This window comes from Sphingomonas sp. GCM10030256 (assembly GCF_042666415.1).
In the GTDB taxonomy this organism is placed as follows: domain Bacteria; phylum Pseudomonadota; class Alphaproteobacteria; order Sphingomonadales; family Sphingomonadaceae; genus Sphingomicrobium.
In genome coordinates this window covers 185,583-209,117 of the sequence record NZ_JBHTDI010000002.1, presented here as the reverse complement: position 1 = coordinate 209,117, position 23,535 = coordinate 185,583, and the positions used below count along the sequence as shown (strand labels likewise).

Below are 23,535 nucleotides of genomic sequence, written 5' to 3'. Positions count from 1 at the left end.
GCGACGTCCCTCGACTTCGCTCGGGACGAACGGAGAAGCTGTCGCAGGAGGTCGGTCGTGAACTGGCGCGGGATCTGGGCGATCTACAAGTTCGAGATGCATCGCTTCCGGCGCACGTTGTGGACCGGGCTGGCAGTCCCGGTGATCACCACCAGCCTCTATTTCATCGTGTTTGGCTCCGCGATCGGCAGCCGCATGACCGAAATCGGCGGAGTACCCTACGGCGCATTTATCGTACCCGGGTTGATGATGCTCAGCCTGTTCACGGAAAGCATCTTCAACGCCAGCTTCGGGATCCACATGCCGCGCTTCACCGGCACCATCTACGAGATCCTCTCCGCGCCCCTGTCGGCGTTCGAGACGGTGCTTGGCTATGTCGGTGCGGCGGCGAGCAAGGGGATGATCGTGGCTCTCGTGATCCTGGCGACCGCGCACCTGTTCGTGCCGCTGAGCATCGCCCATCCGATGCTGATGCTGCTCTACCTGCTGCTCGTGGCGCTGACCTTCTGCATGTTCGGCTTCATCATCGGGGTGTGGGCCAAGGGGTTCGAGCAGCTGCAGGTCATCCCGCTGCTGGTCGTCACGCCGCTGACGTTCCTGGGCGGGGCGTTTTACTCGATCGACATGCTGGCCGAGCCGTGGCGGTCGATTACCCTGTTCAACCCAGTAGTCTATCTGATCAACGGCTTTCGCTGGACGTTCTTTGGGACCGCGGACGTGAGCTTTGGAATGGCGTTGGCGGCGACCTTTGCCTTCGCGCTGGCCTGCATGGCCGGGATCTGGTGGATCTTCCGGACCGGGTACCGGCTGAAGGCGTAGCGAAACCGCTCATCCTGAGTAGCCGCGCGGCATGAACAGGTCGGACCATCCCCCGGATGGTCCTGGAACATGCCGGGGGCATGCTTCACCTGTTCACTATCGAAGGATCAGGACAGTGCTTCGATACGCAACTGAGCTTCCGCTCAGTCGCTACCCGGAATGAGCGGATCTAGTGTCAGCGCGCCGCTGACAGCCGCTCGCTCGCCTTGTCCCAGTTCACTACGTCCCACCATGCCTTTAGGTAGTCGGCGCGACGGTTGTTGTAGGTGAGGTAATAAGCGTGTTCCCAAACGTCGTTGCCGAGCACGGGCGTGCCCTTCACTTCGGCCACGTCCATCAGCGGGTTGTCCTGGTTCGGCGTTGACGAAACGACGAGGCCCTGGCCCGGCACCGCGACCAGCCAGACCCAACCCGAGCCGAACTGCCCAGCGCCGGCGGCGTTGAACTTTTCCTTTAGCGCATCAACCGAACCGAAGGCGCTATTGATCGCGTCGGCCAGTTCGCCGGTCGGCTGCCCGCCGCCCGGTGCCATCGCTTCCCAGAAGAAGGTGTGATTCCAGTGTCCGCCGCCATTGTTGCGGAGCACCTTGGGGGCTGACGAGGCGTTCGCGATCAGCTCCTCCAGGTTCTTGCCCTGAAGGTTGGGGTCGCTCTCCACTGCCTTGTTGAGGTTGTCGACATAAGTCTGGTGATGCTTGTCATGGTGGAGCTGCATCGTCTTGGCGTCGATGGTGGGCTCAAGCGCGGCATAGTCATAGGGCAGCGGGGCGACTTCGAACGCCATGGCGAGATCCTCCTGTTGTGGGCTGCTGGCCATGTGGTTCGCAGGATGGCCCAAGTCAACGCAGCGGCACCGTCACCGTGAACTCGTCTCAGCGCCGATCCCTCCACGGCGGCGAACGGTCAGGTAGAAGCGTGGATGCTGAAACAAGTACAGCACGACGTTCTCAGGCCGCCGCCTCGCCTTCCAGCAGCTTGTGCCGCTTCAGCGCATGGCGGAGCTGATCGTAGCTGAGGCCAAGTGCCGACGCGGTGGCGCGCTGGTTGAAGCGGTTGCGCGACAATGCGTCCTCCAGCAGCGCGCGCTCGTAAGCGGAGACCGCGGCGCGGAAGTCGGTCGTCGTCGCCGGCGGCTGCGGCACGCTCGGTACAACGATTGCCGCATCTTCGACCGTCGGCGCAGGGACTGGAGCGCTGTCCGGGACAGCCATGTTGCCCGGCGCCCAGGGCGAAGCGAACGGATCGAACTGGATCGCGTCCACCGGCCGTTCCGGATCCTCGGCGCGGTAGACCGCGCGCTCGACCACGTTGCGGAGTTCGCGCACGTTCCCTGGCCAAGGGTAGGCTTCCAGTTCGGCCATCGCCCGGGTCGAAAATCCCGGCCAACCCGGCCAGTCGAGCTCCACCGCCATTCGCCGCCCGAAATGCTCCGCCAATAGCGGGACATCGCCCAGCCTCAGCCGTAGCGGCGGCAGGGTCACGACTTCGAACGACAGGCGGTCGAGCAGGTCGGCGCGGAAACGGCCCTCATCCACCAGCCGCGGCAGGTTCTCGTTTGTCGCGGCAACGATGCGAACATCGACGCTGATCGGCTTGGACGCGCCGATGCGGGTGATCTCGCCATATTCGACCGCACGAAGCAGACGGTCCTGCGCCGGCGAGGACAGGGTAGCCAGCTCGTCGAGAAACAGGGTGCCGCCGTCCGCCTCCTCGAAACGTCCGTGACGAGTCTTCGCCGCTCCGGTAAAACTGCCCGCCTCATGCCCGAACAGCTCCGCTTCGATCAGATTCTCGGGAAGAGCCGCGCAGTTCATCGTGACCAGCGGTCCGGCCCAGCGCGAGGACAGGTGATGGAGGCGCTCGGCGATCAGTTCCTTGCCGGTGCCGCGCTCGCCGATCACCAGCACCGGCCGATTGAGCGGCGCGGCGCGGCTGGCGCGCTCGACCGCGTCGAGGAAAGCCAAGCTCGAGCCGACGAAGGATTGGGTGCGTTCCACGGGCAAGAGTTGGTGCGTTTTCCCATCGCTTGGCAAGATCTTTCAGCTCGCACCCGAGCGACAATCCCCGGTTCTGTGAGCTTTTCAAAGCTTTTGATATTCTGGCACGGACCCTGCATAGTTTCTGCCACACAGGGCCCTGCAACGGCTTGCGAGGTTTTCGAATGAGCATCTTTTCCCGTACGCGGGATATCATGGCGGCCAATTTCACCGAGCTGCTCGACCGGTCGGAAGATCCGTCCCGGATGATCCGCATGATCATCCTGGAGATGGAGGAGACTTTGGTCGAGGTCCGCGCCACCGCCGCGCGCTCCATCGCCGACGCCAAGGAAATGCGGCGGGCGATGATCCGTCTTGACGGCCTCAAGGACAGCTGGACCGAAAAAGCCGAACTGGCGCTCTCCAAGGGGCGCGAGGATCTGGCCAAGGCCGCGTTGATCGAACGGCAAAAGGCCGCTGACATGGCCAAGGGCCTGGAAGCGGAGATTGCCGTGATCGAGGATACGCTGAAAGGCTATGAGGCCGATATTGCCAAGCTCCAGGGCAAACTGCGCGAGGCGCGGGCCCGGCAGAACAGCATCGCCACCCGGATCGAGAGCGCCGTCACTCGGGCCAAGGCGCGCGAGCTGCTCAACGGCGCGCGGACCGACGATGCGTTTTCCAAATTCGAGCTGCTGGAGCGGCGCGCGGACTTTGCCGAAGGCCGCGCCGATGCGCTGGGAATGACCGGGCCGAAGAGCCTGGAGGAAGAGATCGCCGAGCTGAAGGCCGAGGAGTCGGTTGACGCGGAGCTGGAAGCAATGAAGGCGAAGCTCGCCGGCAGGGGGAACAAGTAAATGGATGCGCCTGAATTCTTTGGCCTCGTGGTCACGATGCTGGTCCTGTTCATCGGGCTGCCGTGGCTGATCTTCCACTACATCACGCGCTGGAAGACCGCCGCGACGCTCACTGGTTCAGACGAAAAGCTGCTGGACGAACTGCACGACATGGCCCGGCGGTTGGACGACCGCCTGTGTTCGATCGAGCGGATCATGACGGCAGAGAACCCGAACTGGCGGCAGCAGTGCCTGCCCAATCAATCTATGCGACTGGACGACGATCTCACGGCCGATCGGACGCAGCGCATCTTCACCGGGGAGAACCGCTGATGCCCGTTCAACCTCCAAGCCGCACCCGCTTTTACAAGGACAAGCGGGGCGGCAAGTTCATGGGCGTGTGCGCCGGGATCGCCGACTACACCGGGCTGGATGTTACCTTGGTGCGGATCGCGGTGGTGTCGCTGATCATCCTCAGCTCGCTCTCGCTGCTTCCGGTGTACATCATCGCCGGGTTTGTTGCCGACGACAAACCACGCGAGCTCAGGCCACGCGACGATGAGGAGCAGCGCTTCTGGCAGGGCGTACGCCAGTCGCCTGCCCGCACGGCCCGCGACATCCGCTCCCGCTTCCGCGAGATCGACCGGCGGCTGGCCGATGTCGAAAGCTACGTGCTGACCAACAATCGCTCGCTCGACCGCGAGATCGAACAGCTGCGTTGACGCTGCGACGAAAGGATATAGCCGATGAACCCTGACAAGCTCGTCTTCTTGCAGGACGTCTTTCCATTGGTTGCGTTGATTGCCGTTGTCGGTGTGATCGGGTGGGTCGTCACCACCTGGATGCGGATCAAGCATGGCTATCCGCTGGAAACCAGCTGGGGCCAGCCGCTGCACCCGAGCAGCGACAAGGAAGCACAGGAACGGATCAAGCTGCTGACCAGCGAGAACGCCCAGCTTCGCGCGGAGATCGGCTCCGTCAAGGATCGACTGGCGACCATTGAGCGGATCGTTACCGATGAACCGTCGCGGCTGGCGCGCGAGATCGACGGCCTAACGCTGACCAGGAATTGACGCGCCGCGGCGCCGCCGGAGAGAAGACAGCATGGACAATATCGCAAGCTGGATCTGGGTGCTGATCCCCCTCGCCGCGATTGGCATTGCACCGTTCAAGATGTGGTTACGGGCGAAGGAACGGCAGATTGACGCTCAATCCACCATGGCAGCGGAAAAGGCGGCGCAATATGCGTCCCACACAACCGAACTCGAGAAACGGGTGCGCGTGCTGGAGCAGATCGTCACCGACCGCGGCTTCGACACCGCCGCGCAGATCGAAGCGCTGCGCGACCGGCCGCGCGTTGAGGAGATCGCACGGTCATGAGCGGCGGGCAGTTCATGGTGGTGCTGATCGTCGCGATCGTGATGATCGCGTCGATCGTCCGGGCACGCTACGGCCAGGACCGGCGGTCTCGACTCCCTGACGAGGCGGCGACGGACAATGGCGAGGCGCAGCGGCTGCGCTCCGAGGTGCAGCAGCTCAAGGAGCGGATCCAGGTGCTGGAGCGGATCACGGTCGAGAAGGAGAACAGCCTCTCGCGCGAGATCGAGGAGTTGCGGGAGAAGCCGTAGCTTGGCCCCATCCCGTCGGCCCGGATTTGATCCAGGGTTCGCCTCCTTGATCCGGACGACGAAAAGAAGGAAGGCGGATGCCGGATCAAATCCGGCATGAAAAGCAAGAATGACCGCCCTTCCCTCCCTTCAGTCCATCCAGGACGATTATGACCTGCTTGACAGCGAGGAGCGCTACCGGCTGCTGATCGATCTCGGCCGGACGCTGGAACCGATGCCCGACGCGCTCAAGACCGATGCGACCAAGGTGCGCGGCTGTTCGGCCTCCGTCTGGGTCTATCCGACACGCCTCGATGACGGGCGGCTGCACTTTCTGGCGGACAGCAATGCGGCGATCACCAAGGGGATCGTGGCGCTGGTGCTGAGCGCGGTGCAGGACCGGCGGGCGGAGGAGATTGCCGGGACCGACATTGCGGCGGAACTCGGACCATTCGACCTGTCGCGGCAGCTGTCGTCGAACCGGACCCAGGGCATCCCCAACATGATCGCACTGATCCAGGACACGGCGCGGCGCTTCGGGTGAGCCCCACGAATTCTCCTGTCAGCACGCACGGCTTCGATCCCGAGCGCTTCTTCCAGCTTGCCCGGCGGGTCGGTCACGGCCGCGCACTCGGCCTCGAATATCACGCCAGCGGCGATGGCTGGGTCGAGCTTGCGCTGCCGTGGCGCCCCGAGCTGGTGAGCATGCCGGGCACGGGCGTGATGGCAACCGGCGCAATCGTCAGCCTGATCGACACCTGCTCCGGAACCGCGGTGTGGAAGCGAATGGGCAGCTTCAAGCCAATCGTCACGGTCGACTTGAGGCTCGATTACCTGCGGCCCGCGGCGAAGGGGGAGACGGTTGTGGCCCGCTGCGAGTGCTACAAGCTGACCCGGCGCGTGGCGTTCGTGCGCGGAGTCGCGCACGGCGGCGATCCCGACCGTGCCATCGCCCATAGCGCGGCGACGTTCATGGTCACCGATCCGGCGAGCTAGAGGCTTCCCGCCGGTCTTCCGCCCTGCGCAGCACTTCATAGGCTGCCTGCACCTTGACGAACGTCGCGTGTGCGGCTTCGTCGCCAGGCTTGAGGTCGGGGTGGTTGGCCTTGGCCAGCCGGCGATAGGCAGCCTTCACGTCAGCGAAGCTGGCGTCGCTCTCCAGGTCCAGCGCGTCGAGCGCCCGCATCTCGTCGCGGCTGCGGGTCCCGTCTCCGGGGCCGCCCCAGCTCCAGTGGGCCGAGCTCTTGAAGCCGTTGGCGCCGCGAGTCTCCGAGCGCTCCCGTTCCTCGGCGGCGGAGGCGTCCAGCCCTTCGAAATAATTCCAGTTCTTGTTGTATTCGGCCGCGTGGCCTTCGCAGAAATACCAGCGGTCGGCACTGTTCGGCGCCTTGGGCGCGGGCCGGTCGCCGGGTTGTTCGCAGCCATGGCGGTCGCACGGCCGGACGTTCGCCGCTTCACGCGACTTGGCGCCATAGTCGCGCCAGCGGGGAAAGCCCCAATCGTCCGATCTCTTCTGCTTGGCCATTGCTGCCTAACTAGTAGGGCCCGCCGCCTGTTGCGACCCTGAATGGAGATATTTGCCAGAGGGCCTGTAAGCCGGGTTCTGTCCATCCCCTTGCGGGAACTGGGCGACCATTCCTCTAGGCCCATCCTTGCGGAGGGGCTCAAGCGACCAACCCGGGCGACGAGCCGGAACCAGCCCATATGCCGCCCCTATTCGGTCTTGCACCCGGTGGGGTTTGCCGTGCCGCCCCTGTTGCCAGGGACGCGGTGCGCTCTTGCCGCACCCTTTCGACCTTACCTGCCCGAAAGCAGGCGGTGTCCTTTCTGTGGCACTGTCCCTCATCCCGCTCACGCGGGACGGCCGGGCGTTACCCGGCACCGTTGTTCCGTGGAGCCCGGACTTTCCTCGCGTCCCTTGCGGGACCCGCGGCCGCCCGGCCCTCTGGCAGACGGAGATATAGAACATACCCAATCGCTCGTCATCCCTGCTTTCCCGCGAGTGACGATGATGGCTGTCAAGGTTCGCCCATTGGGCGCGGCAGCAGGAGCGCGAGCAGTTTCGCACGGCACTCCCCGTCGATGATGCCGTCGATCCGGTCCGGCCGGAACCGCCGCTGGAAAGCTATCACTGCCTTGGTGCCGTCGGTCACGTCGTAGCCGAACCGCTCCAGCGCGAGCAGGAAGGCGGCGTCCGGCCAGAACGGGTCGATCAGGTTGCGGGTCGGGCTCGGCAGGGCGAGGCGGCGCTTGGCCAGTGCTTCCCACGGGAACAGTTCGCCCGGGTCTTCCTTGCGCGCCGGAGCGATGTCAGAATGGGCGACGACGTTGCCGCGGCCGATACCGTGACGATCCTTGATTGCGGCGACCAGCGGGATCAGCGCGGCGATCTGCTCGTCCGGGAACGGGCGGTAGCCGAATTCGTGGCCAGGATTGACGATCTCGATGCCGACGGACGCGCTGTTGACGTCGCGCACCCCGCGCCAGAACGACTTGCCGGCGTGCCAGGCGCGGCGGTCCTCGTCGACCAGCTGAAAGATCGTTCCGTCTTCATCGATGCAATAATGGGCGCTGACCTTGGCGTCGGGCGAGGTCATCCGGTCCAGCGCTCCGCCGCAATCCGGCATGCCGGTATAGTGGAGCACGATCATGGACACGGGTAGCACCCGTTCGTCGTGATTCGGCGAGGGCCGGTTGATCATCTCCACGGGCGTGAACTCGCGCATGGAGAGGCGGCACGGTCAAGCCCGCGTAGATGCGTCAGGCGATCTTCCGCGCCGGGGCCGCCTCGCTTCGGCGGTAGAGCCCCCGTGCGTCCTTGTCGGCTTCCAGCCGCGCCGTTTGTCCGATCACGGTTTCGCCCGCGCCGAGCATCAGCCAGCCGTCCGCTGCCAGCGCGGAGGCGAGCCGATCGAACGCCGCGGCCCGCGTCTTCTCATTGAGGTAGAGCAGGACATTGCGGCACAGGATTATGTCGAACTGGGCCGGATGCGGCGGCGTTTCCAGCAGGTTGTGGACCTGGAACCGCACCGACCGGCGCAGTTGCTCGACCGCGCGCCAGCCGTCCGAGCCTTCCTCGAACCAGCGCACCATCTGCTGGATGCCGAGCCCGCGCTGGACTTCGAACTGGCTGTAGGTGCCGGACCGGGCACGGTCGATCACCGCGTCGCTGACGTCGGTCCCGAGGATGTCGATCGTCCAACCGGCCCATTTCGCCGGTTCCTCTGCGAACAGCATGGCAAGCGAATAGGCTTCCTGTCCGGTCGAACAGCCGGCCGACCAGATGCGCAACCGCCTGGTCGCGGAGCGGCGCCGGGCGAGGGCTGGAAGAGCTTGGCGAGCCAGCAGGTCGAACGGAGTGCGGTCGCGGAAGAAATATGTTTCGTTGTTCAACAGGGCCTCCACCACGCGAGCCGCAAGGCCCGGTTCCCGTCCCATAACGAGAATGGTGATCAATTCGTCGATGCTGGAGATGCCGCGCTCCCGCAGCAGCCCGGACAGGGCAGTCTCCAGGCGCCAGCGGCGGCTCATCGTCAGTTGCTGCCCGGTCCGGGCCTCCAGCAGGCCCGCGAGGATGCGGCTGGAGCTGTCGCTTATTTCCAATTCTGCTCTCCGGCACGGGACGCAACTCGCCGGGCGATCTTGTCGGGGGGAAGAATGGCCGACGCCAACCCGGCCTCGGCAACGGAGCGCGGCATACCCCAAACCGCGCTGCTCGCCTCGTCCTGGGCAATGATCGCGCCGCCGCAGGCGACCAGGCGGGTGGCGCCCGTGGTGCCGTCGCGGCCCATGCCGGACAGGATCACGCCGACCGCGGCGGCCCCGTACATCTCCCCGGCCGACGTCAGCATTGGGTCAAGCGAGGGCAGACAACCGCTGGCCGAGCGGCGCCGATCGAGACGCACGACCGGGTGGCCGCCGCGCCGCTCCAGCGTCAGGTGAGCGTCGCCCGGAGCAATCAGGATCTGGTCGGGCAAGGCAACCATGCCGTCCGCGGCGATCAGCGCGCCACGCTTGGCGGCGGTCGCGATCTGGCGCGCGAAGACGTCCATGAACGGGGGTGGCAGATGCTGGGTAACGAGGATCGGAGCGCCAAGCGCCTCCGGCAAATTCTGGAACAGGGTGCCGAGCGAGTGGATCCCGCCGGTCGACGCGCCAATCGCAAGGATCCCGAGCGGGGCAGCGGACATCGCCCGCAATGGCGTCGTGATCGGGTTGAGTGACTTGACCGGCGGCGGGGTCCGATGCTCGGCTCGGCCGAGCGCGCGCAAGCGTTCGATCAGCACTTCGGAAAAGCGGCCGTTAAAGCGGCCGGTGCCGGGCTTCGGCAGCGTGTCTGCCGCGCCCAGTCCAAGCGCTGCGACCGTGACTTCGGCGCCCTCCTCGGCGAAGGAGGACACGACAATCACCCGTGCTCCACGCGCCGCCTTGAGGATGTCGGGAAGCATCTTCAGGCCACCCGCCCCGGGCATTTCCAGGTCGAGCAGGATGACGTCCACGCGGACGTGGGACAGAGCGGCGATTGCGTCCTCTGCGGTTCCGGCAGCGGCGGCAATCTCGAAGCCGCCGTCCGTCTCGATCATTCGCGACAGGACGGCGCGGGCAACCATCGAATCGTCGACGATCATCAGCCGAACTGGCAGCCCCGCTCCCGCGGGACGCCGCTTTGTGGAAAGCGCCTGCCCCACCGGAAATGGCTTACGCGACGCCGACGAGCTGAAGCTTGATGTGCAGCGTTTCGCGATCGAACGGTTTCATCACATATTCGTCAGCCCCGGCCTCCAGGGCGGCGCGAATGTGCGCCATGTCGTTCTCGGTGGTGCAGAAAACCACCTTGGGCTGGTCGGAATGGCCGCGCTGGCGAAGCAGCTTCAGGAACTCCATGCCGCTCATCACCGGCATGTTCCAGTCGAGCAGCACCACATCGGGCATGTTCGCCTCGCAACGCTCCAGCGCCTCGCGGCCGTCACCCGCCTCGTCCACGTTGAATTCCAGGGTTTCGAGGATATGACGAGCGACCTTGCGGATCACCTTGGAGTCGTCGACGATGAGGCAGGTCTTCATGATTTCGCTTGATCCCCGTTTGCGCCAGCAGAAGTAGTTGTGAAGTCTTGAGAAGCTCTTAAGCGGCCTGCGTTCTCAGGCAGCCTTGGCTTCCGTGCCCGCGATCAGGGCCGCGACGTCGACCAGTAGCAAGGCGCCCTCTTCGGTTTCGACCATGCCGCAGGACGCGCGCTCCCAGCCCGGCCCCATCGCGGCGCGTACCGGCGCGGGATCGGACAGTGCCTCGACCACGTCCTCGACACTGTCGACGATCAATGCGTAGTGGTGCCCGTCGAGCTCGACCACTGCCGCCTCGCGGATCGGCCCGGAGGTATCGGTCGCGCCAAGCTCGAGCGAGCGGCGGCAGTCGATCACGGTTAGTACCCGGCTGCGCAGGGCAGACAAGCCGGCGACGTGCGGCACCGCGCGCGGGACCGGGATCAGGGTGTCCAGCTCGACGACGCTTTCCACCGCCTCGGCCGGAAGGGCGACGCGCTGGCCGGCGATGGTGACGATCAACAGCAGTGCGTTCATTTGGCGCCTCCCGGGCCGGCCGACTTCAAGGCCATCAGCAGGCCTGCTCGATCATATCGGTAGATGCTGCGGTCGTTGGCCGCGTCGGGCTCGGGTTCGCTGCGCAGCCAGATTGTGCGCTCGGCCACGGCGTCGGCAGACGCTGCTCCAGAGGCAATGGTCAGGTCGGTCTTGCCGTCATACGCGCTGCCGACAACACGATAGCCGGCGGCCTCCACAATCGGGCGGAGCATGTTCTGCATCCAGCTGTCGTCATCCGGAATACGGCAGATCGCCTCCCGACCGAGCAGTCCGGCGGAAGCATGGCGGGCGAACAACCAATGCACGTCGATCAGTTCGGCAGGCTCGCCGTCGATCAAGGTAACGCCGGCCACCACGCCCGGCGCTTCGGCCGGGATCACTTCCCCTTCGACCGACTGCAAATCGATCACTTCGCGGAAGGCCAGGCCAAGCTCGGTAGCGCCGTCATTGAGGCGGAAGATCCGGACCTTGCCCTCCCCATCCGGCGGCTGGTCCATGCCGGCAAGCGGCAGGATCGCCTCACCAAGCTGTACCCGCAGCTGGCCGGCACCCATCTGGATGGCGGAGGCAGGCACCTCCTCGATCCGATCGACGACCGCCAGGCGAACCGCGCGGCGGGCGCCATTTAGGCTTCGAAACAGCAAAACTGGAGCCCCCGACGTGGCGGCGGCGGCATTGTCTTCGACCACGCGCGCTGCGCGCTCCTGTGTTTCCAGCCGAACTCCGCCGACGCGGGCGAGGCCCGCCGCGTCGAACAGGAGAATCGGGCTGCCGTCGTCCGCCAGCGTGGTCCCGGCATAGAGGCCGGTCGCCATCACCGCAGGGGCGGCCGGCTTGACCACCAGTTCCTCATGGTCGTGGACCTTGTCCACCGCCAGCGCGTAAACGTCGCCGCCGGCAGGCTTGAGCACGATCAGCGTTCTTTCCTCGTCGGTCCGGTTGCTCGGCAGGCCGAGAACATCGGCCAACGCGACTTCCGGCACGCGGCGGCCGCGGATGGTCGCAACACCCGCCCCGCCGATCCGCGACAGCGACACACTCTCGCCATTGGCGCGGACAATCTCCTCGATCGCGGAGCGCGGGATGGCAAAATGCTGGCTGCCGATACTGACGGTCAGCGCCGGGATGATGGTCAGCGTCAGCGGGACCCGGAGCGTCATGCGGGTGCCCTGCCCCGGCCTGCTGTCCACTTCGACCACGCCGCCGATCCGCTCGACGTTGGAGCGGACCACGTCCATCCCGACCCCGCGCCCGGAGATGCTGGTCACCGCCTTCGCAGTGGACAGGCCAGCCTCGAAGATCAGCGCGAGCTGCTCTGCCTTTGTCAGCATCGCAGCCGCCGCCTTGTCGATGAGTCCATTGGCGATCGCCTTGTCGACCAGGGACTTGCCGTCGATTCCTCGTCCGTCGTCCGCAATGTCGATGAGGATCTGGTTGCCGGATTGGCGCGCGGAGACAGACAGCAGGCCGATCTCCCGCTTGCCCGCCTTCAATCGCTCGGCCGGCTTTTCCAGGCCATGATCTATCGCGTTGCGGACGATGTGGGTCAGCGGATCGCGGATCATCTCGATCATCTCGCGATCCAGCTCGACGTCGCCGCCGTCGATGTCGACCAGCACCTGCTTACCGAGCTCGCCGGAAAGGTCGCGAACCATGCGCGGCAGCCCGACGAAGAGGTTCTCGATCCGCTGCATGCGGGTGCGGGTGATCGCGTCGCGCATTTCCGCGATGATCCCGGACAGCCGCTCGAACGCCCCGTCGACCGCCACGTCATTGTCCGTGTCGCGCAGCCGGCGGGCGAGCTCGTTGCGGGCGAGCACCATGTCGCTGACCCCGCTCATCACCCGGTCGAGCAGTTCGACCGACAAGCGGATGGTGCGCGGCGCGGCACTGGCCTTGAGGGTTTCGCCCGAGGGCGCGGCAGCTGGAACCGCGGGTGCCTCGGCGCCCGGCGCAAGCGCGGCAATCAGCGCCTCATCGTCGCCGGTGGGAAATGCCTCGCCGGCGCCGATGATCTCGATCATCTCCCCGATCCGATCAATGATCGCGAGCACGGCGCTGACCAGCGGCGCGTCGGCCTGGCGGCGATTGGCGCGAACGTCAGCAAGCGCGTCCTCCGCAGCGTGGCTTAGAGCCTCGAGCCGCGGAAAGTCGAAGAAGCCGCAATTGCCCTTGACCGTGTGAACGAAGCGAAAAATGGAATCGAGCCGGGCACGATCGCTGGGCTGCGCCTCCCAGGCGACGATCTCGCCGCCGAGGCTTTCCAGCATTTCCCGGCATTCGGCGACGAAGTCGGCAATCAGGTCGTCCATCGGTGTTTCGCATCCGTGAGTGATCGGATGCGGTATACCGGGCGACAAGTTAAAGGGGCGTTAGCCCTGACGCGGCAGGTCGGCGCCGATCAGCAGCACCTCGGATCCGGGATCGGACAGCTTGATCGATCCACCTGCGCCCTGCGCCAGGCTGTGCGCCAGCCAGGCGCCAGCGGCGCGGGGCTCGACCTTGCCCCCGCTCGAACCGCGCTGCAGCGTTTCACGCAGGCCGGGGTCAAGCAGGATCCGCGGCCCCTCGGCCCGGATTACCAATTCTAGGCCGCGCTCGGAGCGCTCCCCGCCAACGTCGAGCCGGCCGCCGCGGACCAAAGCATCGCCCGCGATCAGCGCCAGGTTGAGCAGCAGCTTGGTGGCATCCTTGGGCAATCGTCCGTCGGCGACCATCCAGCCGAGCTCGATCCGCCGCTCAGCCCCGAACAGCCCCTCCAGCGCCAGCTGGGCCTCGCGCGAATCCACTTCCTCGCCAAAGCCGCCCGCCGCGCCGAACGCCAGCCGGAAGAACTTGAGCTTGTTGGCGCTGGCCTTGGCGCTTTCCGCTAGCAGTTCCAGGCACCGCTCCCGCATTTCCGGATCCTGCTCATCGGCCAGCAGCTCGATCCCGTTGTTGAGCGCTCCGACCGGGGACAGGAGGTCGTGACAGAGGCGCGAACAAAGCAGGCTGGCAAGGTCGATGGCGTTCATGGCGCAAGGTGTTGGTCGATTGCCTCGGGCAACGCAACCCGGGTTGAATCCGGTCCGGGCCCGTCCCACATCTCGAGCGATGGCCGGGGGGCAACAGATCATCGATGTCGCGTTGACGCCTGCGCACGCCGGGTGGCGGCTCGATCGTGCGCTGGCTGATGCGCTGCCGACCCTTTCGCGTGAGCGGCTGAAGGCGCTGGTTCGATCGGGCGCATTGGAGCGCGCTGGCTCGGCAGTCCGCGACCCCGCCGCCAAGGTTCAGGGCAGCGAGCAATTTCGCCTTGCCGTTCCTGACCCGGAGCCGGCTCACAACGAGGCGCAGGACATTCCGCTGCGCATCGTCTTCGAGGACGAGCATCTGCTGGTGGTCGACAAGCCAGCGGGCCTGGTCGTCCACCCCGCCGCGGGCAACCGGGACGGCACCCTGGTCAACGCCCTGCTTCACCATTGCGGCGGGAGTCTGTCCGGGATCGGCGGAGTGGCCCGGCCGGGGATCGTCCACCGGATCGACAAGGATACCTCCGGGCTGCTGGTCGTCGCCAAGACCGATGTCGCGCACGAAGGCCTGGCCAGGCAGTTCGAGGCGCACAGCATCCACCGGCTTTACCTCGCCGCCGTGTCCGGGGTCCCGACTTCGGCCGAAGGAGCCGTGGACGCGCCCCTTGCCCGCTCGAGCAGCGATCGCAAGAAGGTGGCAATCGTTAGGGACGGGCGCGGCAAGCGGGCGGTGACCCATTGGCGCAAGCTCAAGTCATGGCGTGACGCGGCGCTGGTGGAGTGCCGGCTGGAGACCGGGCGCACCCATCAGGTGCGGGTCCACATGGCCTCGATCGGCCACCCGTTGCTCGGCGACCCGGTGTACGGCCGAGCGCCACACCAGCGGGTGCGGGAGCTGCTCCACTCGCTTCGCTTCCACCGCCAGGCGCTGCATGCGGCGGAGCTTGGCTTCATTCATCCCGTGACCAAGCACAGGATGTCGTTTCAGAGCCCGATTCCTGCCGATATGCAGGAACTGTTCACGGCGCTTGGTGTATAAGATTTCACAGGCTAGGCGCGCGATTACGACGGGCCGGCCCCAGAGAGGACGCGAACTCGAATGGCACAGGCAAAGGCGATCTCCATACCTGCTTCGGGCGGGGAAGCGGGGCTCAACCGCTACCTCGGCGAGATAAAGAAGTTCCCGATCCTCGCTCCGGAAGAGGAATATATGCTGGCCAAGCGCTGGCGCGAGCATGGCGACACGGACGCGGCCGCCAAGCTGGTCAACTCGCACCTCCGCCTCGTCGCCAAGATCGCCATGGGCTATCGCGGCTACGGCCTGCCGGTCAGCGAGCTGATCTCCGAGGGCAACATCGGCCTGATGCAAGGCGTCAAGAAGTTCGAGCCCGACCGGGGCTTCCGCCTGGCGACGTACGCCATGTGGTGGATCCGCGCGTCCATCCAGGAATTCATCCTGCGCTCGTGGAGCCTGGTGAAGATGGGCACCACCGCGGCGCAGAAGAAATTGTTCTTCAACCTGCGGCGGATGAAGAATCAGATCGATGCGTTCGAGGACGGTGACATGAAGCCGGCCGACGTTGCCAAGATCGCGACGGACCTCGGCGTGACCGAGGAAGAGGTCATCTCCATGAACCGTCGCATGGCGATGGGCGGGGACACCAGCCTCAACGCACCGCTGAAGGACAGCGAGGGCGAGAACCAATGGCAGGACTTCCTGATGGATTCCGGGCCGTTGCAGGATGAGATTGTCGCGGAAGAGGAGGAACGCCAGGTCCGCCATGAGCTGCTGCAGCAGGCGATGGCCTCGCTCAACGACCGCGAGAAGCACATACTCGCCGAACGCCGGCTGGCGGACGATCCCAAAACGCTGGAAGAGCTAAGCCAGGTCTACAACGTGAGCCGCGAACGCATCCGCCAGATCGAGGTGCGGGCGTTCGAGAAGCTGCAGGCGGCGCTGATGAAGCTGGCCGGCGAGCAGAGGCTGCTGCCCGCGGCGTGAGCGCAACCTGAGAAGTTCTACTCCGCTCGTCCTGAGCGGAGCGCGCCAGCGCGTAGTCGAAGGGCATCTGCTCAGGACGAGTGGGTGTTCTCAATCTTTTCGTCGCAACAACGCCAAGCCAGCCGCAGTCGCGAGCAGCGCCGCCCCGGTCTTCTCCTTGCCGCGCTTGCGCAGGAAGCCGAGGCCGAGCGTCGCCAGTGCCGATCCGAGCATGCCGATCTTGGCGGAGCCTGCGAGGCGCCCGGCGCGGCTGGTCACCCTCGACGTGAGATAGGGGTGCTCGTTCTCCTTCTCCTCTCCTTCACCTCGCAGGTGCGTGGCTGGGGCCACAGCTTGCACTGAGGCGGAGCCGCCGGCCGCGCCCGCATTCTCCTCCGGCGTCGCGCCCGGCTGCGGCGGCTTGTCGTGGCTGTCCTCGCTGCCCGCCGCGACGTGGTCGGCGGACCAGGCTCCACGCGCGCCGAGCGGCTTGTTGGGACCGCTGGTCGTGTCCTTGAGCGTCTGGTGCTCAATCTCCGAATTGAATTCGGCCCCAAACAGCAGGACGTAGCTGGACAGGTACAGCCAGGTGAGAAGCACCACGACCGCACTCAGCGACCCGTAGGTCGCGCCGTAATTTCCGAAGTTGGAGACGTAATAGCCGAAGCCCAGTGTGAGCAGCAGCCAGGTCACCGCGAAGAAGATCGAGCCCGGGGTCAGCCACGTCCACTTGGCTTTGTCGCGAGAAGGTCCGTAGCGATAGAGGGTCGCAGCAGCGGCCGCCGCTGCTGCCGCAAGCAGAGCGTAGGTCAGCAGCTTCCAGATGAACAGGCCGACTGGTCCCGTGTTGGGCAGCAGATGGTGGAGCGCGCTCAGCACGGCGGTGGCGCCACCCGCGAGGATCGCGAGCACCACCGCCGCAACCGTGATCGCCAGCGCCAGCAGCGTCGCCTTGATGAAGCCGCGCTTCTCCTCCTCCTCATAGGCGATGTTGAGCGCGGTGATGACCGATCCGGCGGCGTTCTTCGCGCCCCACAGGGCCACCGCCAGCGCCAGCAGCAACCCGAGCCCCTTCTTGCCACCGCTGGTCTGGGTCACGTTCATCAGCTGCTCGCCGATCAGCTTGGCCGCGTCGACAGGCAGCATGGCGGTGAGTGACTGAGCGTGGCGGACCACCGTCTCAGGACTGGCGAACAGGCCGTAGGTGAGGACGATGGCCCCGAGGAGCGGCACCAGCGCGAGGAAACCATAGAACGCTACGCCAGCAGCGACGATACCAACATTGTCCTTCGACGATTCTTTCCAGGTCCGAAGCGCGATCTCCTTCCAGCCGGCGGCGGGAACCTGGGCGGGCGTGTCGGCCTGCTGGCCGTGGTCGGTGGTGGGGGCAGCGGTGACCATGGACGCTTGAACTCCTTCGCGTCGTCCAACCGTGCTGGCGCGAAGCCGTTCCGCTCTTGCCAAGACAGGCAAACAGGCGGACCCTGCCCGGCTTCCACCAAAGGCGCATCAAGGCGCTTCGTGAGGCGACCTTCGCGCCCGGGACCCGGACGAGAGGAGAGGTCGCATGCATGAGGCTGTCAACGGCACCCGAGCCATCGCGCTGGTCGGACCGGCCGGCGCGGGAAAGACCAGTCTTGCCGAAGCCATGCTGTTCGCCAGCGGCGCCGTTGACCGGCAGGGCTCCACCTCGAACGGCAGCAGCGTTGGGGATTTCAGTCCCGAGGCTCGGGCAAGGGGCGGTTCGACCGAGCTCAACCTCATGCACTTCGATTATCTCGGTGAGCATTTCGCGCTGATCGATTGTCCCGGGTCGATCGGCTTCGCGGCCGACGGCGCGCGTGCGGTGGCGGTCGCCGACCTGGCGATCGTCGTGGTCGATCCCGACCCCGCGCGCGCGGCACTCGCTGCTCCGGCATTGCGGATGCTCGATGAACTCGGGGTGCCGCACCTCATCTTCGTCAACCGGATCGACCAGGCGCGCGGCTCGATTCGTGAGCTGCTGCAGGCGCTGCAGCCGATGAGCGTGTCGCCGCTGATCGCCCGCCAGATCCCCATTCGCGAGAGCGAAAAAGTCACCGGCTTCGTCGATGTCGCGCTGGAGCGGGCCTTCCATTACGTTCCGGGCAAGGCGTCGGAGCTGATCGAGATTCCGGCCGAGGTCGCCGATCGCGAAGCCGAAGCCCGCACCCACCTGCTCGAGCAGCTCGCCGACCATGACGACGCCTTGCTGGAACAGTTGCTGATGGACGAGACTCCGGAAGCAACGCTGGTGTTCAGGGACTTGGCGCGCGAGACGAGCGAGAACCTGGGCGTACCGGTGCTGTTCGGGTCGGCCGCCAACAGCTTTGGCGTACGCCGCTTGCTGAAGGCCTTGCGCCACGAAGCGCCTGGTCCGGACAGCACGGCTGCACGCCTGGGCGCCAGCGACCCGGCGCTTTATGCGTTCAAGGTCAGCAATGCCGGGGCGGTGGGACGGATCAGCTTCGCCCGCCTGTTCGGAGGCGTCATGGCCGAAGGGCGGGAGGTCCGCGATCCGGAGGGCCGCAACATTCGCCTGGGATCGTTGTTCGCGGTCCAAGGCGAGAAGATGGCCAAGCTGTCCGAAGCCCGGAACGGTGACATACTGGCGCTTGCCAAGATCGAGGGTGTGCGGGCCGGGCAATGGCTCGGCACTGGAACCCTCCCACTGCCGCCCGACGTGCCGCTCCCCGCCCTGAACTGCGCACTGGCGATCGAACCTGCGGACCGCAAGGATGACGTGAAGCTGTCGGGCGCCCTCTCCCGCCTGCTCGAAGAGGACCCAACCCTGCGGCTGGAACAGGACGAGGCGAGCCACGAAATGCGGCTGAAGGGGGTCAACGAGGAACAGCTCCGCACCATCATCGATCGGCTGAAGCGGCGCTACGGGGTGGAGGTGAAGCACCGCCAGCCGACCATCGGCTACCGCGAGTCGATCCGCCGCCCGGTCAGCCAGCGGGGCCGGCACAAGAAGCAGTCCGGCGGCCATGGGCAATTCGGCGACGTGGTGATTGACGTGCGCCCGGTCGAGCGAGGAGCGGGCTTCGGCTTTGCGGAGAAGATCAGCGGCGGCGCGATCCCACGTCAATATATTCCCGCGGTCGAACAGGGCATCCGCGACGCCTTGGTCAAAGGCCCGCTCGGCTTCCCCGTGGTGGACGTCAGCGTGGTCCTGACCGACGGCAGCTATCATACCGTGGACTCATCCGAACTCGCCTTTCGGACTGCCGGGCGGATCGCGATGCAGGACGCCCTGGCGCAGGCGCACCCTCACTTGCTGGAACCGGTCCACCGGGTGACGGTGGTCACCCCCAACGCATCCACCAGCCGGGTCAGCTCGGCGGTGGCGACGCGCCGCGGGCAGATGCTCGGCATGGGCCCGCGCGACGACTGGCCCGGGTGGGATCGCATCGACGTGTTGATCCCCGAAGCCGAGCTGGCCGGACTCGAGGCGGAGCTGCGCTCCCTCAGCCAGGGGCTCGCCACCTACGAGGCGGAGTTCGATCATCTCGCCGAGCTAAACGGCCCCCTCGCCGACAAGGTGATCAAGCAGCGCGAGCCGGAGCATGCCTAGTTCGCCTTGACAACGCGTGCCTCCGCCGCGACGCCAAGCCGGCGTAAACGGGGGAGCCGCGAGTGATGGAAGAAACGCAAGCCAAGGGCCTCGGCCTCCAATGGCAGATGCTGATCGGCTTCGTCGTCGGCCTTGGCGCCGGCCTCCTCGCGCACTTCCTGGGCGGCGGCGACGCGCCGTGGGTCGAGTTCGTCACCACCTACATCACCGGTCCGATCGGCCAGATCTTCCTTCGCCTGCTGTTCATGCTGGTCATCCCTCTGCTGTTTTCGGCGCTGGTGGTCGGCATCGCGGAAATGGGCGACATCACCGCGCTCAAGCGGGTGGGGCTGCGCACTCTGTTCTTCACTGTGCTGGTGTCCGCATTGGGCGTGGTGATCGCGCTGACCTACGCAAACCTGCTGCAGCCCGGCGTCGGGTTCGACCAGTCTCTCGTCGCGGAGCAGATGGCTGGCGCGCGGGAACGGGCGGGCGCGATCCTGTCGACCCAGGCCGACCGGCCATCCGGCGTGGACGCGGTGCTGGCGATCATTCCGTCCAATGTTATCACCGCGATGAGCGAGAACGACATCCTGGCGGTGATGTTCTTCGCACTGGTCTTCGGCATCGGCCTGCTGATCACCCGCAGCGGCCCGGCCGAGCAGGTCCAGCGCCTGGTGGAAGGCGTGTTCCATGTTACGATGCGGCTGATCAGCCTCATCATTCGCGCCGCGCCAATCGCCGTCGCATGCTTCATGTTCAACCTGGCCGCGGTGTTCGGCTGGGACCTGCTGATCCGCCTGGCCATGTACGTCGGGGTGGTCCTGCTGGCGCTCGGCACGCACATGTTCGTGGTCTATCCAATGCTGCTCAAGCTGTTCGGCGGCGTGTCCCCGGCCTGGTTCTTCCGCCAGAGCCAGGAGGCGATGGTGATGGCGTTTTCCACCGCCTCTTCCAACGCTACCCTGCCCACAGCACTGCGAGTGGCCGAGGACAAGCTGAACCTGCCGCCGCGCGTCGCCCGCTTCGTGCTTACTATTGGCGCCACTGCCAACCAGAACGGAACCGCCATCTTCGAAGGCGTCACCGTCCTGTTCCTGGCCCAGATCTTCGGCGTCGAGTTGACCCTGTGGCAGCAAGCCGTGGTCCTGATGATCTGCATCCTCGGCGGCATCGGAACGGCCGGCGTGCCCGCAGGATCACTGCCGGTGGTTGCCCTCATCCTGGGCATGATCGGGGTCCCGCCGGAGGGCATTGGGCTGGTGCTCGGGGTCGACCGCTTCCTCGACATGTGCCGGACAACATTGAACGTGACCGGAGACCTGACGCTGGCGACCATCGTTTCACGCGGGGAGCCGCATACGGGTGAGCCCGAGGACATCCGGCCGGCCGCCCCTCCCCAGCCGGTGTGAGCGAACTCGACGCGCTCCCCGAGCGCTACCGCCTGATTCTCTGCGACCTGTGGGGCTGCGTGCACGATGGCTACCGGCTACTGCCGGGAGCCGAAAACCGGCTGCGCCGCTGGGCGAACGAAGGCCGAACCGTGCTGTTCGTCACCAACGCGCCGCGCAGCTCTGCGACGATCGAGGAGCAGCTCGACCGCCTCGGCCTTGCCAGTAGCCTCTACGCCGGCGTTGTCAGCGCCGGAGAAGTGGGCATTACCGCTCTTAGCGGGCGAACGGTCGGCTTTTGCGGGACCGAGCCGGACCGAGCCGACCTGGGCAGTCGCGGCCTTTGCTTTATCGACCGCGGCTTCGACGAACTCGCCTGCGCCGGCCTGGCGCCGGGGGAAACGGTCGCCGACTATGACGAGCGGCTAGCCGAGTGGCGCTCGGACGAGGTGCTGCTGCACTGCCTCAATCCCGATCGGGTGGTGGTCCACGGCGCCGAGCGAATGGTCTGCGCCGGAGCGCTGGCCGACGCGTACGAGGAGATGGGCGGCCGCGTATGCTGGTACGGCAAGCCGCACGAAGCGACGTACGAGCATGCGCTCTGGATGGCCGGCTCACCGCCTAAGAACGAGGTACTGGCAGTGGGCGACGGGCTCTCCACCGACATGCTCGGCGCCGGCCGCTTCGGTATCGACGCCGTGTTCGTCAGTGGTGGCGTCCATGCTGGCGAGCCGTTCCCGCACGATTGGGCGAAGCGCCATGGCCTGGCCGAGTGGCGCCCGATCCTGGCGGTCGAGAGGCTCTAACCGAACGGTCGGTCGATCGAAGGCGGCGGCGTCGTGAACCACTTCGGCCCCGCGGCTGTCATGTGGAAGCAATCCTCCAGCCGAACCCCGAACTCGCCCGGCCGGTAAATCCCCGGTTCGTTGGAAAAGCACATGCCGGGGGCCAGTCGGGTAGTCTCGCCGCGCACCAGGTTCACCGGCTCATGCCCCTCCATTCCGATCCCGTGTCCAGTCCGATGCGACAGACCGGGCAAGCGATAGTCCGGTCCGTAGCCCCAACTCTCGTAAGCCCGGCGCACGGCATCATCGACGGCGCCTGCCGGGACGCCGACCCGGGCGGTGGTCATGACGATGTCCTGCCCGCGGCGGACCTGTTCCCACACCTTACGCTGCTCTCGCGTGGGGTCCGCGTCGAACACGAAGGTGCGGCTGATATCCGCCTGGTAGCCGTGCACTCCGCAGCCGCAGTCCATCAGGACCACGCTGCCACGCTTCACCTGCTGCGGCTTGCCGGTCCCGTGGGGCAGCGCGGACGCCTCGTCGATCAGGACCAGCGCCCAGGCATCCTCGCCCCCGGCCTTCGCAACCGCTTCGCGGAACAGCCGCCCGATCTCGCCTGCGCTCATCCCCTCGTTGACCTTGCCATGGGTCAACCGAAGCGCCCGCTGGGTGATGTGGGCGGCATAGTTCATCAGCGCGAGCTCGGCCGGCGACTTGATCATCCGCAAGGCTCGGATCACCGGGTCCGCGCTGGTCAGCCGGGTGCGCGGCAGATGGTGCCGAAGGCCATCGCTGACGAACCAGCGTACGCTTTCCTCCATACCGACCGGCTCGCCCGCAAGCCGCCGTTCGCGAAGGAAGCCCGCCACGAGCGCCGCAGGGTCCTCATGCTCCTGCCACACCCGGATCTCGGCATCGACGCCGAGCGTCTCGGCGACGGACGGGCGTTCGAAGAAAGGCGTGACGATGATCGGCGCGCCACGCGCCGGGATCACCGCGGCGGTGACCCGCTCGCTCCTGCGCCACTGCACTCCGGTGAGATAATCCAGGCTCGCCCCGGGTTCGACCAGGATGCTGCCGATCCCAACCGCCTGCATCCGCTGCTGGGCACGGCGGAGGCGGCTTTCCCGCTCCGCCCGGCCGATCGCGGGCGGCATCGCCATGTTCGTGGCAAAGGCGGGCATTGCGAGCGGAAGCGGGAGGGCTGCGGCGAGCCCCGATCCGATGAGTGTCCGCCGGTCGAGCTCAGGCATAAACGTAATTCCCACCGGCATGCAGCGCCCGACCATAAGCGGGACGCTCATGGATCCGCTCCAGCCACGCCCACAGGTGACGCCGGTTGGGGCCGAGCCCTGCCCGCGCCTTTGCAGCCTCAAGCGGAAAGCTCATCATCACGTCCGCGGCGGTGAACTCCTCCCCTGCGAACCATGGCCGCCCGCTCAGTTCCGTGTCGAGATAGTCGAGGTGGCGGCCGAACATCTGAAGCAGCGGTTTGCGCGCGGGCCGCCCGAGAATACCAAGGCGTCCAACCACCAGCAGGGCGAGCAGCGGCGGCATCAGCGATCCCTCGGCATAGTGGAGGAACTGTCGGTAGCGCAGGCGATTGCACTTGTCCGAAGGCGCTCCGAGCCGCCCGCCCGCTTTCTCCACCAGATATTCGACGATCGCCCCGCTCTCGCTCACCACCAGGCCGGCATCTTCGATCACCGGCGACTTGCCCAGCGGATGAACCCGGCGCAGCTCGGGCGGGGCAAGCATCGTCTTTGGATCGCGGGCATAGCGCTTCACGCGATACGGCAGGTCCAGTTCCTCCAGCAGCCACAGGATCCGTTGGGAGCGGCTGTTTTCCAGATGGTGGACAATGATCGTCATCGTGCTTTCAGCAACTTAAGGAAAATTCCGGTACGCGAGCAGGAGACGACCATTGCTCGCAGGTGAACGGATTACCAGCGCTTTC

Annotated in this window: 27 protein-coding genes and 1 other RNA gene; 14 read left to right on the top strand and 14 right to left on the bottom strand. The window is 66.1% G+C overall.

The features are described from left to right. Positions 1-57 precede the first annotated feature (57 nt). A complete protein-coding gene (locus ACFQPG_RS08825) occupies positions 58-819 on the top strand; it encodes an ABC transporter permease (protein WP_380812143.1) in 762 nt (253 codons plus the stop codon). A gap of 175 nt (positions 820-994) precedes the next feature. On the opposite strand, the gene ACFQPG_RS08820 is transcribed toward ACFQPG_RS08825, so the two are convergent. Then, positions 995-1,603, bottom strand: a complete 609-nt coding sequence (locus tag ACFQPG_RS08820; protein WP_380813100.1) for a superoxide dismutase — start codon at positions 1,601-1,603, stop codon at positions 995-997. Positions 1,604-1,766: 163 nt separating this feature from the next. Beyond that, positions 1,767-2,816 carry a phage shock protein operon transcriptional activator gene (gene pspF / locus ACFQPG_RS08815; RefSeq protein ID WP_380812141.1) on the bottom strand — a complete coding sequence of 350 codons (1,050 nt, stop codon included), beginning with the start codon at positions 2,814-2,816 and terminating at the stop codon, positions 1,767-1,769. 164 nt (positions 2,817-2,980) lie between these two features. Here pspF and pspA point away from each other — a divergent pair, with 164 nt between their 5' ends. The 8 genes from pspA to ACFQPG_RS08775 all read left to right on the top strand — a co-directional run bounded on the left by pspA (position 2,981) and on the right by ACFQPG_RS08775 (position 6,234). Further along, positions 2,981-3,652 carry a phage shock protein PspA gene (gene pspA, locus ACFQPG_RS08810; RefSeq protein WP_380812139.1) on the top strand — a complete coding sequence of 224 codons (672 nt, stop codon included), beginning with the start codon at positions 2,981-2,983 and terminating at the stop codon, positions 3,650-3,652. Further along, the gene (gene pspB / locus ACFQPG_RS08805) at positions 3,653-3,964 is read left to right on the top strand and encodes an envelope stress response membrane protein PspB (RefSeq protein ID WP_380812137.1); all 312 of its coding nucleotides are present in this window, start codon (positions 3,653-3,655) and stop codon (positions 3,962-3,964) included. Further along, positions 3,964-4,353 (top strand): envelope stress response membrane protein PspC, encoded by a 390-nt coding sequence (gene pspC, locus ACFQPG_RS08800; protein WP_380812134.1) that lies wholly within the window; start codon positions 3,964-3,966, stop codon positions 4,351-4,353. The genes pspB and pspC overlap by 1 nt, the downstream gene beginning before the upstream one ends. A gap of 24 nt (positions 4,354-4,377) precedes the next feature. Beyond that, a complete protein-coding gene (locus ACFQPG_RS08795; protein WP_380812132.1) occupies positions 4,378-4,704 on the top strand; it encodes a hypothetical protein in 327 nt (108 codons plus the stop codon). Between the two features lie 31 nt (positions 4,705-4,735). Next, entirely contained in the window at positions 4,736-5,011 is a 276-nt protein-coding gene (locus tag ACFQPG_RS08790) for a hypothetical protein (protein ID WP_380812130.1), read from the top strand. After that, positions 5,008-5,259, top strand: a complete 252-nt coding sequence (locus tag ACFQPG_RS08785; RefSeq protein ID WP_380812128.1) for a hypothetical protein — start codon at positions 5,008-5,010, stop codon at positions 5,257-5,259. The genes ACFQPG_RS08790 and ACFQPG_RS08785 overlap by 4 nt, the downstream gene beginning before the upstream one ends. A 109-nt stretch (positions 5,260-5,368) precedes the next feature. Then, positions 5,369-5,782: a SufE family protein gene (locus ACFQPG_RS08780; protein ID WP_380812126.1), complete on the top strand. Its 414-nt coding sequence runs from the start codon at positions 5,369-5,371 to the stop codon at positions 5,780-5,782. Beyond that, a complete protein-coding gene (locus ACFQPG_RS08775) occupies positions 5,779-6,234 on the top strand; it encodes a PaaI family thioesterase (protein WP_380812124.1) in 456 nt (151 codons plus the stop codon). Before ACFQPG_RS08780 ends, ACFQPG_RS08775 begins: the two co-directional genes overlap by 4 nt. Here the strand turns inward: ACFQPG_RS08775 and ACFQPG_RS08770 are convergent. The 9 genes from ACFQPG_RS08770 to ACFQPG_RS08730 form a co-directional block, all read right to left on the bottom strand. After that, positions 6,215-6,763 carry a J domain-containing protein gene (locus ACFQPG_RS08770; protein ID WP_380812122.1) on the bottom strand — a complete coding sequence of 183 codons (549 nt, stop codon included), beginning with the start codon at positions 6,761-6,763 and terminating at the stop codon, positions 6,215-6,217. The two genes, ACFQPG_RS08775 and ACFQPG_RS08770, sit on opposite strands and share 20 nt — an antisense overlap. A 51-nt stretch (positions 6,764-6,814) precedes the next feature. Continuing rightward, an RNA gene (gene rnpB, locus ACFQPG_RS08765) (RNase P RNA component class A) lies at positions 6,815-7,187 on the bottom strand. Between the two features lie 69 nt (positions 7,188-7,256). After that, complete coding sequence (locus ACFQPG_RS08760) at positions 7,257-7,964, bottom strand: N-acetylmuramoyl-L-alanine amidase (RefSeq protein WP_380812120.1); 708 nt, start codon at positions 7,962-7,964, stop codon at positions 7,257-7,259. Positions 7,965-7,998: 34 nt separating this feature from the next. Continuing rightward, complete coding sequence (locus tag ACFQPG_RS08755) at positions 7,999-8,841, bottom strand: CheR family methyltransferase (RefSeq protein WP_380812118.1); 843 nt, start codon at positions 8,839-8,841, stop codon at positions 7,999-8,001. Beyond that, positions 8,832-9,866, bottom strand: a complete 1,035-nt coding sequence (gene cheB, locus ACFQPG_RS08750) for a chemotaxis-specific protein-glutamate methyltransferase CheB (RefSeq protein WP_380812116.1) — start codon at positions 9,864-9,866, stop codon at positions 8,832-8,834. Before cheB ends, ACFQPG_RS08755 begins: the two co-directional genes overlap by 10 nt. A gap of 70 nt (positions 9,867-9,936) precedes the next feature. After that, on the bottom strand, positions 9,937-10,302 hold the full coding sequence (locus ACFQPG_RS08745) for a PleD family two-component system response regulator (protein ID WP_380812114.1): 366 nt from the start codon (positions 10,300-10,302) through the stop codon (positions 9,937-9,939). A gap of 75 nt (positions 10,303-10,377) precedes the next feature. Next, the gene (locus ACFQPG_RS08740) at positions 10,378-10,815 is read right to left on the bottom strand and encodes a chemotaxis protein CheW (RefSeq protein ID WP_380812112.1); all 438 of its coding nucleotides are present in this window, start codon (positions 10,813-10,815) and stop codon (positions 10,378-10,380) included. After that, positions 10,812-13,148, bottom strand: coding sequence for a chemotaxis protein CheA (locus ACFQPG_RS08735; protein WP_380812110.1), 2,337 nt, complete (start codon positions 13,146-13,148; stop codon positions 10,812-10,814). Before ACFQPG_RS08735 ends, ACFQPG_RS08740 begins: the two co-directional genes overlap by 4 nt. A 60-nt stretch (positions 13,149-13,208) precedes the next feature. Next, complete coding sequence (locus ACFQPG_RS08730; protein WP_380812108.1) at positions 13,209-13,850, bottom strand: histidine phosphotransferase family protein; 642 nt, start codon at positions 13,848-13,850, stop codon at positions 13,209-13,211. A 79-nt stretch (positions 13,851-13,929) separates the two neighbouring features. Here ACFQPG_RS08730 and ACFQPG_RS08725 point away from each other — a divergent pair, with 79 nt between their 5' ends. Continuing rightward, positions 13,930-14,886: an RluA family pseudouridine synthase gene (locus ACFQPG_RS08725; protein WP_380812106.1), complete on the top strand. Its 957-nt coding sequence runs from the start codon at positions 13,930-13,932 to the stop codon at positions 14,884-14,886. A gap of 60 nt (positions 14,887-14,946) precedes the next feature. Then, entirely contained in the window at positions 14,947-15,849 is a 903-nt protein-coding gene (gene rpoH, locus ACFQPG_RS08720; protein ID WP_380812104.1) for an RNA polymerase sigma factor RpoH, read from the top strand. Between the two features lie 90 nt (positions 15,850-15,939). Here the strand turns inward: rpoH and ACFQPG_RS08715 are convergent, their stop codons facing one another. Beyond that, positions 15,940-17,229 (bottom strand): YihY/virulence factor BrkB family protein, encoded by a 1,290-nt coding sequence (locus ACFQPG_RS08715; protein ID WP_380812102.1) that lies wholly within the window; start codon positions 17,227-17,229, stop codon positions 15,940-15,942. Positions 17,230-17,395: 166 nt separating this feature from the next. Between ACFQPG_RS08715 and ACFQPG_RS08710 the strand changes: the two genes are divergently transcribed. The 3 genes from ACFQPG_RS08710 (at position 17,396) to ACFQPG_RS08700 (ending at position 21,599) form a co-directional block, all read left to right on the top strand. After that, a complete protein-coding gene (locus ACFQPG_RS08710) occupies positions 17,396-19,423 on the top strand; it encodes an elongation factor G (protein WP_380812100.1) in 2,028 nt (675 codons plus the stop codon). A 65-nt stretch (positions 19,424-19,488) separates the two neighbouring features. Then, positions 19,489-20,814 carry a dicarboxylate/amino acid:cation symporter gene (locus ACFQPG_RS08705; RefSeq protein ID WP_380812098.1) on the top strand — a complete coding sequence of 442 codons (1,326 nt, stop codon included), beginning with the start codon at positions 19,489-19,491 and terminating at the stop codon, positions 20,812-20,814. Continuing rightward, positions 20,811-21,599, top strand: a complete 789-nt coding sequence (locus tag ACFQPG_RS08700) for an HAD hydrolase-like protein (protein ID WP_380812096.1) — start codon at positions 20,811-20,813, stop codon at positions 21,597-21,599. The genes ACFQPG_RS08705 and ACFQPG_RS08700 overlap by 4 nt, the downstream gene beginning before the upstream one ends. On the opposite strand, the gene ACFQPG_RS08695 is transcribed toward ACFQPG_RS08700, so the two are convergent. Together ACFQPG_RS08695 and ACFQPG_RS08690 are read right to left on the bottom strand one after the other, a co-directional pair. Further along, positions 21,596-22,831: a M24 family metallopeptidase gene (locus ACFQPG_RS08695; protein ID WP_380812094.1), complete on the bottom strand. Its 1,236-nt coding sequence runs from the start codon at positions 22,829-22,831 to the stop codon at positions 21,596-21,598. The genes ACFQPG_RS08700 and ACFQPG_RS08695 overlap by 4 nt on opposite strands. Then, positions 22,824-23,450 carry a glutathione S-transferase family protein gene (locus tag ACFQPG_RS08690; RefSeq protein ID WP_380812092.1) on the bottom strand — a complete coding sequence of 209 codons (627 nt, stop codon included), beginning with the start codon at positions 23,448-23,450 and terminating at the stop codon, positions 22,824-22,826. Before ACFQPG_RS08690 ends, ACFQPG_RS08695 begins: the two co-directional genes overlap by 8 nt. Between the last annotated feature and the right edge of the window lie 85 nt (positions 23,451-23,535).